Below are 15,621 nucleotides of genomic sequence, written 5' to 3'. Positions count from 1 at the left end.
AATAATCTGCGTCCGGACTTAGGGGACGCCCCGCGACCCAACGTCTCCTCCCCGCCCCGCAAAGCCGCGGGTAGAAAAGAGGGGGAGATCATGGGTCACAGGTTCACTTCAACCGCGCTCGCTGCGCTCATGCTGGGTGTCGCGACGCCGGTCATCGCGCAATCGACCGAGGCCGTCCGGACGTTCAGCATCGGCGCCGGGCCGCTTGAGCGCAGCCTGCCGGTGTTCGCCCAGCAGAGCGGCCTGCAGATCCTCTATCCCAGCGCGCTGGTAGCCGGCCGACAGGCTCGCGCTCTCACCGGCGAATACACTCCTGAGGCCGCGCTCGCGGAGCTCCTGCGCGGGACGGGCCTGGCCTATCGCCAGAGCCGCCCGACGGTCTTCGTACTCGTTGATCCCTCAGCCCGCGCCGAGGCCGAACCGCAGGCCACCCAGCTTGAAGAAATCGTGGTCACGGGGACCTATCTGCGGGGCGCGGACAGTCCGTCGCCGGTCACCGTCATTACCCAGGACGACATCGCCCGGCAAGGCCGCGCGACGGTCGCCGAGACCCTCGCCGCCTTGCCGCAGAACTTCACCGGGGCGGCCTATGAGGGGTCTGCCGGGACAGGCGCAGACCGCACGAGCCGAAACTCGGCTTATGCGACCGGGGTGAACCTGCGGGGTCTGGGCGCGGATGCAACCCTCGTCCTGGTCAACGGCCGGCGGATCGCGGGCACGGGCAGCGCCGGCGACTTCTCGGACATCTCCAATCTTCCCAGCAGCGCCATTGCCCGAGCGGATGTGCTGCTCGACGGCGCGTCGGCCCTCTACGGCGCAGACGCGGTCGGCGGTGTAGTCAACATCATCCTGAAGTCACGGTTCGACGGCGCCGAAACCCGGCTACGTGTTGGCGGCACCAGCGACGGCGGGGCCGAGGAGACTCTCCTGTCTCACAGCGGCGGTTTCAACTGGTCCAACGGCGGCCTCCTCGCCGCTTACGAATTCCACGACCGCGGCGAGTTGCGCGCCGCCGACCGTCGCGCAACCGCGAATGCGGACCTGCGCCCGCTGGGCGGCTCGGACTGGCGCTTCACCTACGCGGCCCCGGGCAACCTCATGGCGTTCGATCCGGTCAGCGGATCCTATGAACCGGTCTACGCCATCCCACGCAATCAGAACGGCGTGGGCCTCACGCCTGGAGACTTTCGCCCGGGCGAAGTCAATCTGACCAATCAGATGGAGGGCCTGTGGAGCCTGCCGCACCAGCGCCGGCACAGCCTTTTCGTGGCGGGCCGGCAGGACCTTCCGGGCGGTTTCAGTCTGGACGGCGACCTTCGCTACACCGACCGGACCTACATCCAGGAGTCGGTGGCCGACATCGGCATCCTGTTCGTGACGCCGGACAATCCCTTCTTCGTGCCGGTGGCGGGCGAGCCCTATCAGGAGATCGCCTATTCCTTCATCAACGACCTGGGGCCGGGCCGTGACGAAGGCTTCTCCCGCAGCGTCGGCGGCGCCGTCGGGGTCACGGGTGAACTCGCCGGATGGAACCTCGCGGCCTATCTGAGCGGAGGTCGGGAGACTACCGGGCTTATGGCCTCGAACCGGGTCCAGACGACCCGGCTCGACGAAGCCCTCGGCTCTACGCCGAACAATCCGGGAACCACCTTCAACCCGGCCGTCGACGGCTACTTCAATCCCTATGGCGATCCCGCCGCCCATAGCCCGGCCCTGTTGGCCTTCATCGGGTCCGGCTACCTTCGGTCCGAGAACATCAGCACGGTCGGCTCCTTCAACCTCAAGGCCGACGGCGTCCTCTTCGCCCTGCCAGGCGGGGACCTGCGCATGGCCGTCGGTGTCGACTATCGCCAGGAGCGCTTCGAAACCTCCGGCGAGAATTTCATCTCCGGCGCAGCGCCGCGCATCGCCGCCCCGACGGCGTTCGAGCGCGACGTCTCGGCCGCCTTCGTCGAACTGCGCGCGCCGCTCGTGGGGCCCGACAACGCCCGGCCCGGCCTCGAACGGTTGGAGCTGTCCCTTGCCGGTCGTGTCGAGGACCATGAGGGGATCGGCCAGACCAGCAATCCCAAGTTCGGCGTCCTCTACAACCCGACCCCCGACCTGCTCCTGCGCGCCAGCTACGGCACCTCGTTCCGCGCCCCTTCGCTGAGGGAGTTGAACAGCGCCTACCGGCTCGGCCCGGTGTTCCTGGACCGCGCCGGCGCCAATGTGATCAGCATCGTCCAGTACGGGGGCAACCCGAATCTCATCCCGGAGACCGCGGAATCTTGGACGGCGGGCTTCGTCTGGACGCCCGCCGCCGCCGAAGGTCTCCGGATCGAGGGCGGCTGGTTCCGGACGACCTTCGAGGACCGGATCGCGACCCCGGTCGCGGAGAACCTGATCAATGCGCTCAATGATCCGACCCTGGCCCCTTTCATCCGCTATGTGAGCCCCGGCTCAAACGCGGACGACCGGGCCTATGTCCAGTCCCTGCTCAGCCACCCGGGCAACTTCAATCCGAACGTCTTCCCGGCGACCGCCTACGGCGCCGTCATCGACAACCGCTACGTCAACGCCTCGGCGGTAGAGGTCGAGGGGCTCGACCTTTCGACGCGCTATCGCTTCACCCTGGGGTCGGACGACATCTCGCTCGACGCGACCGTGACCCATCTGCTGACCAACGACCGGGCGGTCACGGCGACCTCTCCCACCGAGGACATGCTCGGCGCCCCGAACTTTCCCGCGCGGTGGCGGGGCCGCTTCGGCGCGCAGTGGCTGCGCGGCCCGCTCACACTAGGCGGCGCCCTCAATCACGTCAGCGGAGGACGCGATCGGGTCAACGGACGCGGAATCGACGACTGGATCACTCTGGACGGTCAGATCCGCTACGACCTTCAGAGCGGATGGGGAGAAGGTCTTTCGCTCACCCTCAATGTGCTCAATCTGACCAATGAGGAGCCGCCCTTCTACGATGCGCCGGCGGGGATCGGTTACGACGCCGCCAACACCAATGTGCTGGGCCGGCAGATTTCCCTTCAGCTCGTCAAGCGCTGGTGATCGTCCATGCGCATGGTCGCTCTCGCCCTCGCGGGCCTGCTCGCGACGGCGTGCCCGGCGTTGGCGAGGCAAGAGCCGCTCACGGTGGATGTCATTCTGGGACTCGAAAGCTTCGGACGGGTCGCGATCGATCCGTCCGGCGCGGTCGCCGTCTTCGAGGAGCGGCGCGCCCGAGGCGATCTCCCCCGCCATGATCTGGAGGCCGAAGGCGCCAACCGGTACGCCCGGCTGTACCGCATCGACCTCGACGCCCCCGACCATCCGCGACCGCTCCTGACGATGGACGAAGACGCCGGCTATTCCGTCGGCGCCTTCTCGCCCAGCGGTCGGCGTCTGGCCGTGTTTCGGCTCCGGAACGACGAATGGCGGCTGGGAATCGTCGAGATCGCCGCGGGGGAGGTGGTGTGGACCGATGTGGCGCCGGAGCTTGGCCTATGGGGCCGGTCCCTGGAATGGCTCACGGACGACACCCTCGTCGTGCTTGGCATGCCGGACGGGGCGCTTCCTCCAAGACTGGCGGGCCCCCGCGCCGAACAGGCACGCCTGCTGGCGCTGAGGGCGGCGGCGACGGCCGGGTCGCCGGCTGCGATCACGGTGGGCGAAGACGGCCCGCCGGAAGCCTTGCCGCCGCGACGTCTCTGGCGGATCGACGCCGTCACCGGAGAGGCCGCGGCGATCGCCGACGGTCCCTTCCTCGACCTCGAGGTCTCTCCGGACGGACGATACGCCGCGCTTCTGCTGGACGGCCCCCTCCTGCCGCCGCCCTCCGCCGATACCGCGAGCGAGGTGCGCCGCGCCCGGGGGCTGGAGCTCGTCGAGCTGACCACCGGGGCCGCCGTCCGGCCGCCCGAAGCCGGCAACATCTCTACGAGCCTGCTCGCCTGGTCGCCAGCCTCCGACGCGCTTCTCGTGGCCACGATCGGCGACAAGCCGGCCCGGCTCCTGACCGTCGCTCCGGACGGCGCGGCGCGGGACGTGACCCCGGCCGGAGCGCACCCGACCACGCCGATCGACTTCCAGGGCATGGCGACGGCCGAGGGCGGCTGGCTGGGCGAGACCCCGATCTTCAAGGGCCGCTCCGGATCCCGCGAGGGCTGGTTCGTCGCCGGCGCCGACGCCCTGCCGCTCTTGGGCCTGTCTCCGGACGCCCGGCTCGTCGCCGAGGGTCGGTCCTCGGTTCTGTTTACCAGCGGCGGGCGCGTCGTGCGCCTTGGTGCAGACGGCGAGCTCCCCGATCTCGGGGCCGTCGCGTCGGCGGTGAACCCCCGCGGTCCTTTCGGATTACGGGCGCAGAGCGGTCCGCTGAAGGCGGCCTTCGCCGTGGCCGAGCGTCCCGATGGGCGACTGTGCCAAGTCTGGGCCGATCCCGGAGCCGAGTCTCGATGCGTCGCAGCGACGCCAGGGGCCGCGATCAGCTGGAGCCGGGAGATCGGCCTCGACCGGAGCGGGCCGGAGGCGGAATCCAATACGCTTCGCCTACAGAGTGGTCCTCGCCGGGAGGTGGTCTGGCGGCTGAACCCCGAACTCGACCGGATCGCGGTCGCGGCGCCCCGGCGGGTCACCGGCGTCGGCGGCGCGGGCGGCTGGCTCTATCCGCCGTCAAACCCGACAGCGGCGCCGCCCGTGATCGTGGTGCCCTATCAGGGCGAGGCCTACCCCGCCCCGCCGTGGTGGATGCGGCGGGAGTCCACCAGCCTGTCGCTGGCGCCGCAGCTGATGGTCACGGCGGGCTACGCCATCCTCATCCCGGACCTTCCCGCGACCCCGGAACCGGCTGACGGCCTCGCCCAACGCATCCTGTCGGTCGTCGACGCCGCGGCGGCGGAAGGGTTGGTCGATGCAGACCGGATCGGCTTGTGGGGCTGGAGCTTCGGCGCCTGGTCCGCCGTGATGAGCGCGGCCCAGTCTCCCCGCTTCGACGCCGTGGTGGCGTTGAACGGGCCGATGAATTTCTCGACGGTCATCGGGGACGTCGGTTCGACCCTGCGGCTGGAGGGCGGGCATGCGCTCGCCGCGACAGCTGGGGCCCGCTGGCTGGAGTCCGGCCAGGCCGAGATGCGCGACGCCTACTGGCGTGCGCCCGACCGGTATCGGCGCAACAGTCCGTTCGAGCAGGCGGACCGCATCACCGCGCCGACGCTTCTGGTGGTGGGAGAATACGACCTTATGCTGAGCCAGTCGGAGCAGCTCTACGGGGCGCTGCACCGTCTGAACCGCCCGGTGGCCCTGACTCTCCTCATCGGCGAGGACCACGGCGTTCAGAGCCCGGGCAACATCCGGCTCTACTACGACCAGGTGCGCGACTGGTTCGGCCGGCATCTCATGGGACCCGGCGGTCCAGCCGCTCCCGCCAGCGGCGCACCCAGGCCTCCGTCAGCGCCAGACTGAGCAGGTGGGAATGACCACCGCGCCACAGCAGGGCGTCCCGGGTGAGGCGGTCCTCCAGTCCGGGATCGATCAACCCCGCCTCCGCCAGTGCGCCGCCGAGCAGATAGTCGCGCAGGAAGTCCAGGTGCGCGGCGACGGCGCCGCCGTAATAGGCGCCCAGTTCGCCCTTGGAGCGGCGATCCAGGATCGAGGGCGGCAAGACATCCGCGAAGGCGGCGCGCGCGGCGGCGCGGTCACGCCCGCCCCAGGTCAGATCGACCGCCGACAGGGCCAACCCCGCCTCCACCACCGGCTGGCTGAGCAGCGGATTGACGCAGGGGCCCAGACGGCTGCGCACCGCCGGCCCCTGAAACGTCTGGCAGAAGGCCAAGGCGGACATCTGCAAGGCTTTGGCAGGCGGGACGCCGCGCAGATCGTCGAGCCAGGGGTGGTCCCAGCCGGCGCGATGGCAGACCTCCTCGCGCCAGTCCCGGGCGAGCGCCGTGGGCCACAGGGGGCGCCGCAGCCAGCGCGAGAGGCGATGCAGGACCACCAACCGCGCGCGACCGCGCCGCTCCCAGATCTCGTCCAGCCCGATCAGCAGGCTGGGCATCTGAAAGAAGACCGCGTCGCCGCCCTGCCCCGTCAGCGAGCCCCAGCCGCCCGTCGCCTCGATCCGGTCGGCGATGTCGTCGTTGTAGTCGGGATCGATGTCGTTGGCCGCTGGCCGGAAGGTCTCGGCGCACGCGGCCAGGCGGGCGGCGTCGAGCCTGAGGCCGTCGCGACGGACTTCCGTCAGCGTAAAGCCATGCCGTCCCGCGACCGCCCGGGCGTAATCCCGTTCGTCACCCTCCGGCTGGTCGACGTAGTGGTTGACCCAGGCGGCGACGCTTCGGCGCTGATCTGTGGTCAGGACGCCCGCCACGATGGCGGAGTCCAGTCCGCCGCTGACCTCGGCGATCCAGCGCCTGTCGCCCGCCAGCGCCCGCACCGACCGTTCCACCGCCCCTCGGAGATCGGTCGCCGGACGCGAGGCCCGGTCCCGATACACCTCCGCGGGCCGCCAGATCTGCCGCCCCTGGTTGACGCCCTCCCCGGTCACCCGCAGCTCGCCGCCGGCGACGGCCTGTAGTCCGGTCAGGGCCAGTCGATGTCGATATTCGCCGGGGCGGGCCACCAGGGCGGCGACCGCGTCCCAATCCAGCGCGATCCCGTCGGGCAGCCAGGGATCGATGACCGCCGCGGCGCTCGTCGAGATCAAGGTCACGCCGGCCTTGCGCCAGACGACGCAGTCCAGGGCGCCCGACGGGTCGCGGAGCACGGCGACGTCGCCCTCGACCCGCCGGACCAGCAGGTAGCGCCCCCAATGGTCCGAACAGACCGTGCGGGCCTGCGCCGCGTCCAGCCGTCGGCATCCCAGGGCGCCGCGCGCCCGCAGCGACAGCGCCTGGCCCTCGCGGTCGTAGATCTCGCCGATGACCACGCCGTGCCCATCGAGTCCCCGGGCGACCTCGAGCCGTCCGCCGGTCGGGGCGAACACCTGGATGAAGGGATCGTGCGATTTGCGCGACCAGCCGGCCCGGCTCAGGCGCTGTCGAACGGGCGCGACCAAGGCGTCGACCGCGGCCGGATTGTCGCCGACGAGAATGATCGCGCAATCCGCCCCCACCTCAGATCACCAGGATCGGTCGATAGACGGTCAGGGTTTCCGGGGCCTCGCTGATGCACCGGTCGCCGCTCTGGAGCCAGCAATGAGCGAGAAACGGGAAGGTGCGGACCCCGAAGACCCAGTCCGCGTCCAAATCCGCGGCATTGACGAAGCGCAGGAGCAGTTCCGCCTGGAGCAGGCAGGCGCCGGTCCAGGGCGCCAGCGGCAGCAACTGGCGGAACACCTCGACCCGCGCGGCGAGCGCTTCGGGATCAGACCGACGACCGCGACGCCGGGCGTATCGCCGGCTGAGGTCCAGAAGTGTCGGCCGACGCCGCACCGCTTCGACCCAGATGACGCCGAAGGTAACGAGGTCCCGCAGCGTCGGCCGGATCGGCGGCGCAGGCGGAAGGCGCGCCGACGGCAGGGCCGGCGGCGGGGTGCGATCGTCCCGCGCTGACGTGGGATGCAGCAACTCCTCGGCGGCCAGGCGAAGAAGATCGTTCATCGATCCCAAAGCCCGCCGTCCCTCAATCCGAAGATCGCCGCACTCCGGCAGGCAGAGATAGTCGTCTGCGGCGAGATCGAGCAGGATCAGATCGTCGCCGACGCGGACTGCGTGAACGCCCTCTGCGAGCCAGCCGCAGTGACCGTCCTCGGCGGGAAGCGCTTCGGCCATTCCCAGACCTCTCTCTGTTACAGCTGAACTTGGCTGGTCCGCCCTGCGGCAGGACCCGGCGGGGCCGTCCGAAACGGACGGCCCCCTGGGCTCATTCCGGCGGCATGGTCCAGTGGCGGGCCGGGTTCAGTTCGGTGAACGGCCCCATCAGGATCGCCCGGGTCAGCCGACGGGCGGCTCCCAGACGCAGGACGCGCGTCTCGTTCTGGATCTTCATGGATCCCTCTCCTGTGTCAGGATTGCCTCTGGTCGAGGCGTCCGGGGCGAGGCCGGGCCCGGACGTCCGGGCCGCCGAAGCGGCCCGTCCGGTCATTCGCTGGGCGGAATGGTGTACTTCAGCACCGGATTCAGCTCGTCGAATTCGCCGCGCGAGACCGCGCGGGTCAGGGTGCGGGCGGACCCGAGGCGCACGAGGCGCGAGGTGCTCTTGGTCATGGTCGTCTCCTGTTTTGAAGGCCGACAAAACGTCGACGACGAACCATCAGCGCCGGAAAGCAAATCGATTCAAACTATATTTCGCGTATACTTCGATTGATCTGGATCGATCCGCCGAACACGGGATGCGAGACCCGTCGCGGCGATCCGCCAGCGCGCATAGTAGGCCTCGACCTTGCTCGCCGGCGCGGGACCGTCGGCTGCTTCGGTCGGGCCGTTCAGCCGTCGGAGCGGCGCCAGGCGACGGCGCACGCGAACGAGGCTCTCGATCAGGGGTTGGTTGTCGCAGGCGTCAACCAGGTCGTCGATCCACGCCTCGACGGACGCGTCCGTAGCGTCGCAGGGCTGGGCGACCCGGGTGTAGAGCGCCGCAAGACCGACATGGGCGGCCTCCAGATCGAGCAAGCCCAGAACATCCTCAAGCGGGGCCGCGCGGGTGAAATAACCCAAACCGCGGCGATCCTCGACGAGACCCTCGCCGCACAGGCGGGACAGGGCTTCGCGCACCGGGCTGGTGCTTAGGCCGAGCGAGGCGGCGATATCCACCACGGACAGATGCTGTCCGGGGGCCAGGGCGTCCTCCAGCGCGGCGCGCAGACTGCCGAGCGCCAAGCCGAAGGGATCGCGCTGCCTCATGACCGCCCCCGGGCCGCTCCGGGACGCAGATCGACGACCGGCAGGCTTCGGGGCGATCGGGTCATGCGGCGCTCCTATACTGATGTCCGCAAGAAAATTGCGTCGTATCCGCAGCTTTTATGCTGTTGATCTTTCTAGGCTTTCATTTGACGCATCGCTGAGGCATTTTTCAACCTGTAGGGGTGCATTCGCTTCGTAGTCGCGTGGCGCCGGAGGCGAGGGAGTAACAGGAGACATGGACGCCCGGCACACCCAGACGGCGAACGCGGTGCTCTCCTCCAGCCTGCGCCTGATCCGGTCTCATCGGCGGATGCGGGCCGCGGACGTCGCCCAAGGCATGAATATGGCGCTGCGGTCCTATGAGCATTTCGAGTCCGGCGCCGGTCGCATCAACATCGAGCGCATTCACCGCTTCGCGGAGGTCACCGACAGCGATCCGCACGGGATTCTCGCTGCTCTTGCTCTGGGGTCGCCCGCCTTCGCCTTGCGGTGCGCCGACAACAAATTGGCGACCATCCTCGCCGTGGCGCTGCAGGAGTTCGACGAAGAAGCCGGGGACGCCATCGGCGATCTGGACGCTCGCACCATTATCAACGCCTTCACCAAGAGCCTGAAGGACCTCGCCGATCAGTCCGTCCGACGCGACGCCGAGGCCGAGGCCTGGCTCGAACAGCGCCGGGGACGGTTGATAGCCCCCGCCCGGGAGGATGGGACCGGCGACGGCGCGTAACGCCCCCTCGCCACGGTCGTAGACTTGCGGTCCGAAACTCCCGGACTGGCGCACGGGGTCGGCTGCACGGTTGGATTCGGGCATGAAAGTCCTTTCCCCTCATCCCCCCCGCCCCATCTGCTTCACCCTGCGACCACCTGTCGGATCGCCAGCGGGAATGTCTGGACCTGGCGGCCCTCGGTCTGACCTCCGCCCGGATCGGCGATCGTCTCGGCCTGTCGCCCCGAACGGTCGATGAGCATCTCATGACCGCTTGCCGCGTCCTGGGCGTCCGCACCCGCATCCAGGCCGTCGCCCGCCTCGCTGCGGTTCAGCGGCCGCTCGAACCCCGGACCTTCCTACCGTAAATCTCCGGCGGGGAGCTCGCGGGTCGCGGGGCCCGCTCCCGATCGGGTTTGCTTGGGGCTCACGCTGGAGCCCGCCTTGCTGGACCTCAATCTGATCCTCGCCCTGTCCCAGGCCTGCGCACCGCAGGTGGCCCCGGAAACCCTGGCGGCCATCGCCTATGCGGAGAGTCGGTTCAATCCGATCGCGATCGGCGTCAATCGGGGTCCCCGCCCGGCCCGTCCAGCGCGCGACGCCGCCGATGCCGCGCGCATCGCCCGCGGATTGCTGGCGCGGGGCGCGAACCTCGATCTCGGCGTGGCCCAGATCAACAGCGACAATCTGGACTGGCTCGGCCTGTCCGTTGAGGCGGCCTTCGACCCCTGCCGCAACCTCGCCGCCGCCGGCGTCGTCCTGCGCGCGGGCTATCGCCCGGCCAAGGGCGTCGACCGCCAGACGACCCTCAGGGTCGCGCTGTCCCGATACAACACCGGCCATCCCGAGCGCGGCTTCCGCAACGGTTACGTCGCCAGGGTCGAGGCCGCCGCCGCCACCCTCGGCCTGCAGGTGCTGCGACCCGTCGAACCCCTCGCTGACGCTCCACCACCCCAGCCCTCGCCGCCATCGCCGCCGCCGGATTGGGATGTGTTCTCGCGCGCCCGGACGAGCCTCGTCCTGACCTTCACCGCAACCCCGGACAGGGAGATTTCACGATGACCGCCCCCGCGACCGTTCGCAGGCTCGGCGCCGCCGGCGCCATCGCCCTCGCCTCCAGCCTCATCCTGGTTCAGCCGGCCTTCGCCTCGGCCAATGTCGAGGGTCTGCTGCAGAACGTCGTCGACATGCTCACCGGCAACACCGCCCGGCTGCTGGCCGTCCTGGCGGTCGTGGTGGTGGGCATCCTGTGGATGTTCGGCCTGTTCGATCTGCGACGGGCGGCCATCGTGGTGCTCGGCATCGTGGTCGTCTTCGGCGCGGCCGAAATCGTCAACCTGATCACCGGCGGCGCCTGATGGACGCCCCGCCCCCCTGGCTGACGATCGGATCGATCACGGCGCTCCTGGCCCTGGGCCTGATGCTCGGCCTGAAGCTGATCTCGCCCAAACGTTTCGCCCAGATCGTCGCCGGCCTAACCTCCGGCCTCGCCATCGGCCTCGCCCTGTCGCGTCTGCCAGCGGGAGGCGCGCATGGCTGAGGAACGCCTGACCGAGGATCCGTTGTTCCTGGCCTGCACCCGGCCGGCGATGATCCTGGGCGTGCCCATGGAGGCCATGGGCGTCAACGTCATCCTGTCGGGCGTCGTCTTCCTCGTCGGCGGCAGCCTGCTTTATCTTCTAGTCGCCCCGGGCCTGCATCTGGTGTTTCGGGCGATCTGCCGAGCCGACCACAACGCCTTTCGACTGCTGTTCGTCTACGTCGACACCAAGGGCCGGTCGCGCAACGCGGCGCTCTGGGGCGGCAGCTCGGTGACGCCGCTCTCCCTGGTCCGGCGCTATCGGCCGGTGGAGTTGTCCCGTGGCTGAGGGAAGCGTCAGCGCCGCTCGGCTCCGGCGCGAGGCCGACGCCCGGCCGCACCTGCCCTATGCGCGGCATGTCTCGGACGCCGTGGTCGCGCTCGACAGCGGCGCCCTGATGATGGTGTTCCAGATCGACGGGGCCAGTTTCGAGACCGCCGATGCGCGCGACCTCAATGACTGGCACGTCAAGCTAAACCAGGCTTGGCGCAACCTCGCCGACGACCGCCTGGCGGTCTGGCACCATGTGGTGCGGCGTCCGGTCGAGCTGGATCGGTCGACGGGATTCCGCTCGGACTTCGCCGGCGAACTGGGCGGCCTCTACGACGACCGTGTCGCGGGGCGACAGCTCTGGATCAACGAGCTCTTCGTCACCCTCGTCCTGCACCCCGGTCGCGACGCTGGCGATCGGGCCGCCGCGCTGGCCCGTCGGCTGAAGGCGGCGCGCCGGGCGAACGCCGAGGTGGAGATCGCCCACATCCAGCGGATCGAGGAGGCGGGGCGCGACCTGGTTCAATACCTCGACCGCTACGCGCCGCGCCGGCTGGACCTCTATGAGCGGGGCGGCCTGTGGTTCTCGGAGCCGATGGAGATCATGCGTCTGGTCCTGACGGGCCGGCGCTCCCCGGTTCCGATCGTCTTCGGCCACCTCGGCGCGGCGATCCATACCGTGCGGATCATCTTCGGCCGCGAGACCCTGGAGCTTCGGGACGTCGCCGACGCCCGCTACGCCGGCGTCCTGGCCGTGAAGGAATACCCGGCGGCGACCCGTCCGGGCCTGTGGGACGACCTGTTGAGCGTCCGCTTCGGCTTCGTCGCCAGCCAGTCCTTCGCCTTCCTGTCCAAGGCCGCCGCCCGCACGGTGATGGAGCGCAAGCAGAACCAGATGGTGTCCGCGCGCGATCGTGCGGCTTCCCAGATCAACGGCCTGTCCGAGGCGCTCGACGACCTCGTCAGCAACCGCTTCGTCATGGGCGAGCACCAGGCATCGATCCTCGTCCACGGCGACACCCCGTCGGCCCTGGCCGATCACCTGTCCAAGGCGCGGGCCATTCTGGCGGACTCCGGTCTGGTGGTGGCGCGCGAGGATCTCGGACTGGAGGCGGCCTTCTGGTCGCAGTTCCCCGGCGCCTTCGCCCGCCGCACCCGGCCCGCCGCCATCACCTCGCGCAATTTCGCGGCCTTGGCGCCGTTCCACGCCCATCCCGTCGGCAAGGCCCGGGGCAACCATTGGGGCGACGCCGTCGCGGTGCTGCGCACCACGGCCGGTTCACCCTTCTGGTTCAACTTCCATGTCGGCGATCTCGGGCACACCTTCATTTGCGGGCCGTCCGGGTCGGGCAAGACGGTGGTGCAGAACTTCATGCTGGCGCAGCTGGAGCGGTTCGACGCCCAGCAGTTGTTCATCGACAAGGACCGCGGCGCCGAGATCTTCGTCCGCGCCTGCGGCGGGACCTACCTCGCCCTGCGCAACGGCGAGCCCACGGGCTTCGCGCCCTTCAAGGCCCTCGAGCCGACCCCGGCCAACCGCGCCTTCCTTGTCCGCCTCGTCCGCGCCCTCGTCGATCGCCCCAATGAAACCCTGACCGTGCCCGAGGCGCGCGCCATCGACCACGGCGTCGCCGCCCTGGAGGCCTTGCCGCGCGAGCGTCGTTCCATCGCCGCCCTGCGCAGCCTGCTTGGCCAGGGCGACGCCGGCGGCGTCGGGGCCCGGCTGGAGCGTTGGCAGCGCGACGGCCCCCTCGGCTGGGTGCTCGACAATGACGACGACGCCCTCAGCCTGGAGGCCCGCTTCGCCGGCTTCGATATCACCCAGGTGCTCGACCACGACGAGGTCCGCACCCCGGCCATGATGTATCTTTTCCACCGCATCGCCGAGCGGGTCGACGGCCGTCGGCTCGTCCTCGACATCGACGAGTTCTGGAAGGTGCTGGGCGACCCGGCCTTCACCGATCTCGCTCAGGACGGGCTCAAGACCTGGCGCAAGCAGAATGCCCTGATGGTGTTCGGCACCCAGTCGCCGGCCGACGCCCTGCGCTCCCCGATCGCCCACGCCATCCTCGAGCAGTGCGCAACCAAAATCTTCCTGCCCAACGCCCACGGCCAGGCGCGCGACTATGTCGACGGTTTCGGCCTCACCCACGAGGAGTTCCGCCTCGTACGCGAGGTGCTGACCCCGGAGTCGCACCGCTTCCTGGTCAAGCAGGGCCACGACAGCGTGGTGGTGGAATTGGATCTCGGCGGCATGGACGACGCCCTGTCGGTCTTGTCCGGCCGGTCCGAGACCACCGCCCTGCTCGACCGGCTGCGCGCCGAAATGGGCGACGACTACGCGCGCTGGCGCGACCCCTTCCATCACCAGAGGAGGTTCCTGTGAGAGCCCGCATTCCCTTCGCCGCGGCGGCCGCCGCCCTCGTCCTCGCCGCCGCCCCGACGGTCCAGGCGCAGCAGATCGTCCACGATCCCCGGGCCCTGGCCCAGATGATCGAGGAGGCGCGCACGACGCTGGACCAGCTGAGGGCGCTGCAGACCCAGGTCGAACAGGGCCGGCAGTTGTTCGACAGCCTGAACGACCTGTCCGGCGTCAACGCCCTGGCCGGCGAACTCGGCTTGCCGACGGTGCGCAATCCGCTGCCCGACATGCGCGCGCTTCGCGCCGCCGCCGACGGCGACCTGTCCGCGCTCGGCGACCTGGCCGACCGCGCCGACGCCATCCGCCGCGACACCCGGCTCTATACGCCGCCGGCGGGCGACCTCGATCCGGCGGAGGCCTACTACCGCGACAGCCTCGAACGCGCCGGCGCGCGCACCGCGCGCGATCTGGCCGTCGGCGAGGCGGTCGGCGGCGCCGCGGACCGGCGTCTACAGGGTCTGGAGACGCTCCGCTCCGCCCTCGACACAGCACCCAACGCCCGCGCCGTCCTCGACCTCGAGGCCCGCCTCGCGGCCGAGCAGGCGTTGATCCAGAATGAGCAGGTCCGGCTGCAGGGTCTCGCCCTGACCCAGGCGGCTGAGGCGCGCCTGGAGGAGCAGCGCGCCCGCGAACGGGCCGAAGCCGCCCGGACGGCGCGCATGGACGTCTATGAAAGGGCGTTCCGGTGAAACGGTCCGCCCTGCTCGTCGCCCTCGGACTCGTCGGTTGCGGGGCGCCCGAGCGGACCGCTGAAGACTTCGCCGCCGATCCCGACGCGGCCGAGGCGGTCGTGGCGGCGTGCGGCGCCGGTCGAGCCGAGCGCGAATGCGAAGCGGCGCGTCAGGGCCTGGCCGAAGCGCGTCGGCAGGCGCGGATGCGCGTCTATGAGCGGGCCTTCTGAGGATCCCGACGATGAGCTTTCGCGTCTTCGAGCCCAGCTACGACTTCATCGACGAACGGCTCAACGTCTTCCTCGGCGACCGCCTGTCGTCGGTGATCGCCGAGGTCGAGGGCCCGCTGCGCATCGCCCTGGTCCTCTATGTCGTGCTCTACGGCGTCGCCATCCTCAGGGGGGCGATCAGCGAGCCGGTGATGGACTTCGCGGTCCGCTCGCTGAAGCTCGCCTTCCTCTATCTGCTGGCGACCACGGCCGCCTATTCCACCTTCGTCACCGAACCGCTGTTCACCGGCCTGCCCAACGCCCTGACCCGGGCGGTCAGCGGCGCGGACACCCCCAGCGTCGGCGCGGCCTTCGACCAGTTCTTCGCCTATGCGGCTTGGCTGGGCGAGGACATCTCGCGTGAGGGCTCCGCCTTCAATCCGGGCCCTTGGGTGGTCTCGGCCGCCGTCTTCATCATCGGCGCCCTGGCCGCCGCCCTCGGCTTCGGCGTGGTGCTGGTGGCCAAGCTGGCCCTGGCCCTGCTCGTCACCCTCGGCCCCATCTTCATCGCCTGCGCCCTGTTCGATGCGACCCGCCGCTTCTTCTTCGGCTGGCTCAGCCAGGCGGTGAACTATCTCGTCCTGTTCGCCCTGATCATCGTCATCTTCCAGCTCGTCCTGTCGCTCGTGCGCGACCAGTGGGGCGCGATCCAGGGGGCCGACCCGATGATCGGCGGGCTGATCTTCATCGCCCTGTGCCTGCTGGGGGCGATCTTCTTCCTTCAGACCCCGGCCATCGCCGCCGGCATCGCGGGCGGCGCCAGCGCCGGCCTCGCCGACTTCGCCAACGCCGCGGCCCTGGGCGGGAGCGGCTCGGGCCGCGCCCAGGGTCCGCAAGAAGCCAGCCGCCAACCGCCCAGGGGCGGCGGCTCCATCCGACCGAGAGGCGCCTGA

At 70.0% G+C, this 15,621-nt stretch carries 17 protein-coding genes; 12 read left to right on the top strand and 5 right to left on the bottom strand.

The window, feature by feature from the left end; genetic code table 11:
* Positions 1-90: 90 nt before the first annotated feature.
* Together KF737_RS13240 and KF737_RS13235 are read left to right on the top strand one after the other, a co-directional pair.
* Positions 91-3,042, top strand: coding sequence for a TonB-dependent receptor (locus KF737_RS13240; protein WP_296455355.1), 2,952 nt, complete (start codon positions 91-93; stop codon positions 3,040-3,042).
* Positions 3,043-3,054: 12 nt separating this feature from the next.
* Positions 3,055-5,430 carry a prolyl oligopeptidase family serine peptidase gene (locus tag KF737_RS13235; RefSeq protein ID WP_296455351.1) on the top strand — a complete coding sequence of 792 codons (2,376 nt, stop codon included), beginning with the start codon at positions 3,055-3,057 and terminating at the stop codon, positions 5,428-5,430.
* Here KF737_RS13235 and KF737_RS13230 read toward each other — a convergent pair.
* The 5 genes from KF737_RS13230 to KF737_RS13210 all read right to left on the bottom strand — a co-directional run bounded on the left by KF737_RS13230 (position 5,363) and on the right by KF737_RS13210 (position 8,807).
* On the bottom strand, positions 5,363-7,078 hold the full coding sequence (locus KF737_RS13230; protein ID WP_296455349.1) for an asparagine synthase-related protein: 1,716 nt from the start codon (positions 7,076-7,078) through the stop codon (positions 5,363-5,365). The genes KF737_RS13235 and KF737_RS13230 overlap by 68 nt on opposite strands.
* Before the next feature lies 1 nt (position 7,079).
* Positions 7,080-7,736, bottom strand: coding sequence for a lasso peptide biosynthesis B2 protein (locus KF737_RS13225; protein ID WP_137721963.1), 657 nt, complete (start codon positions 7,734-7,736; stop codon positions 7,080-7,082).
* A 91-nt stretch (positions 7,737-7,827) separates the two neighbouring features.
* Positions 7,828-7,953 (bottom strand): hypothetical protein, encoded by a 126-nt coding sequence (locus tag KF737_RS13220; protein ID WP_256371839.1) that lies wholly within the window; start codon positions 7,951-7,953, stop codon positions 7,828-7,830.
* A 92-nt stretch (positions 7,954-8,045) separates the two neighbouring features.
* Positions 8,046-8,171 carry a hypothetical protein gene (locus KF737_RS13215; RefSeq protein ID WP_256371840.1) on the bottom strand — a complete coding sequence of 42 codons (126 nt, stop codon included), beginning with the start codon at positions 8,169-8,171 and terminating at the stop codon, positions 8,046-8,048.
* 69 nt (positions 8,172-8,240) lie between these two features.
* Complete coding sequence (locus KF737_RS13210; protein WP_137721964.1) at positions 8,241-8,807, bottom strand: GntR family transcriptional regulator; 567 nt, start codon at positions 8,805-8,807, stop codon at positions 8,241-8,243.
* Positions 8,808-9,042: 235 nt separating this feature from the next.
* Between KF737_RS13210 and KF737_RS13205 the strand changes: the two genes are divergently transcribed.
* The 10 genes from KF737_RS13205 to KF737_RS13160 all read left to right on the top strand — a co-directional run bounded on the left by KF737_RS13205 (position 9,043) and on the right by KF737_RS13160 (position 15,621).
* Positions 9,043-9,537: a helix-turn-helix transcriptional regulator gene (locus KF737_RS13205; protein ID WP_210416089.1), complete on the top strand. Its 495-nt coding sequence runs from the start codon at positions 9,043-9,045 to the stop codon at positions 9,535-9,537.
* Between the two features lie 101 nt (positions 9,538-9,638).
* Positions 9,639-9,884 (top strand): LuxR C-terminal-related transcriptional regulator, encoded by a 246-nt coding sequence (locus KF737_RS13200; RefSeq protein ID WP_367273228.1) that lies wholly within the window; start codon positions 9,639-9,641, stop codon positions 9,882-9,884.
* Between the two features lie 52 nt (positions 9,885-9,936).
* A complete protein-coding gene (locus KF737_RS13195; protein WP_296455336.1) occupies positions 9,937-10,578 on the top strand; it encodes a lytic transglycosylase domain-containing protein in 642 nt (213 codons plus the stop codon).
* Positions 10,575-10,874 (top strand): TrbC/VirB2 family protein, encoded by a 300-nt coding sequence (locus KF737_RS13190; protein WP_292023719.1) that lies wholly within the window; start codon positions 10,575-10,577, stop codon positions 10,872-10,874. Before KF737_RS13195 ends, KF737_RS13190 begins: the two co-directional genes overlap by 4 nt.
* Positions 10,874-11,056: a hypothetical protein gene (locus KF737_RS13185; RefSeq protein WP_292023717.1), complete on the top strand. Its 183-nt coding sequence runs from the start codon at positions 10,874-10,876 to the stop codon at positions 11,054-11,056. The genes KF737_RS13190 and KF737_RS13185 overlap by 1 nt, the downstream gene beginning before the upstream one ends.
* Entirely contained in the window at positions 11,049-11,384 is a 336-nt protein-coding gene (locus KF737_RS13180) for a type IV secretion system protein VirB3 (protein WP_292023715.1), read from the top strand. Before KF737_RS13185 ends, KF737_RS13180 begins: the two co-directional genes overlap by 8 nt.
* The gene (locus KF737_RS13175; RefSeq protein ID WP_296455325.1) at positions 11,377-13,752 is read left to right on the top strand and encodes a VirB4 family type IV secretion/conjugal transfer ATPase; all 2,376 of its coding nucleotides are present in this window, start codon (positions 11,377-11,379) and stop codon (positions 13,750-13,752) included. The genes KF737_RS13180 and KF737_RS13175 overlap by 8 nt, the downstream gene beginning before the upstream one ends.
* Positions 13,749-14,477 carry a type IV secretion system protein gene (locus KF737_RS13170; protein ID WP_292044844.1) on the top strand — a complete coding sequence of 243 codons (729 nt, stop codon included), beginning with the start codon at positions 13,749-13,751 and terminating at the stop codon, positions 14,475-14,477. Before KF737_RS13175 ends, KF737_RS13170 begins: the two co-directional genes overlap by 4 nt.
* A complete protein-coding gene (locus tag KF737_RS13165; protein ID WP_296455323.1) occupies positions 14,474-14,689 on the top strand; it encodes an EexN family lipoprotein in 216 nt (71 codons plus the stop codon). Before KF737_RS13170 ends, KF737_RS13165 begins: the two co-directional genes overlap by 4 nt.
* A gap of 11 nt (positions 14,690-14,700) precedes the next feature.
* Positions 14,701-15,621 (top strand): type IV secretion system protein, encoded by a 921-nt coding sequence (locus KF737_RS13160; protein WP_296455320.1) that lies wholly within the window; start codon positions 14,701-14,703, stop codon positions 15,619-15,621.

Source organism: Phenylobacterium sp., from assembly GCF_019636135.1.
Taxonomy (GTDB): domain Bacteria; phylum Pseudomonadota; class Alphaproteobacteria; order Caulobacterales; family Caulobacteraceae; genus Phenylobacterium.
Note: the sequence above shows the minus strand (reverse complement) of the source record. Positions and strands in the feature narration are given on the sequence as shown.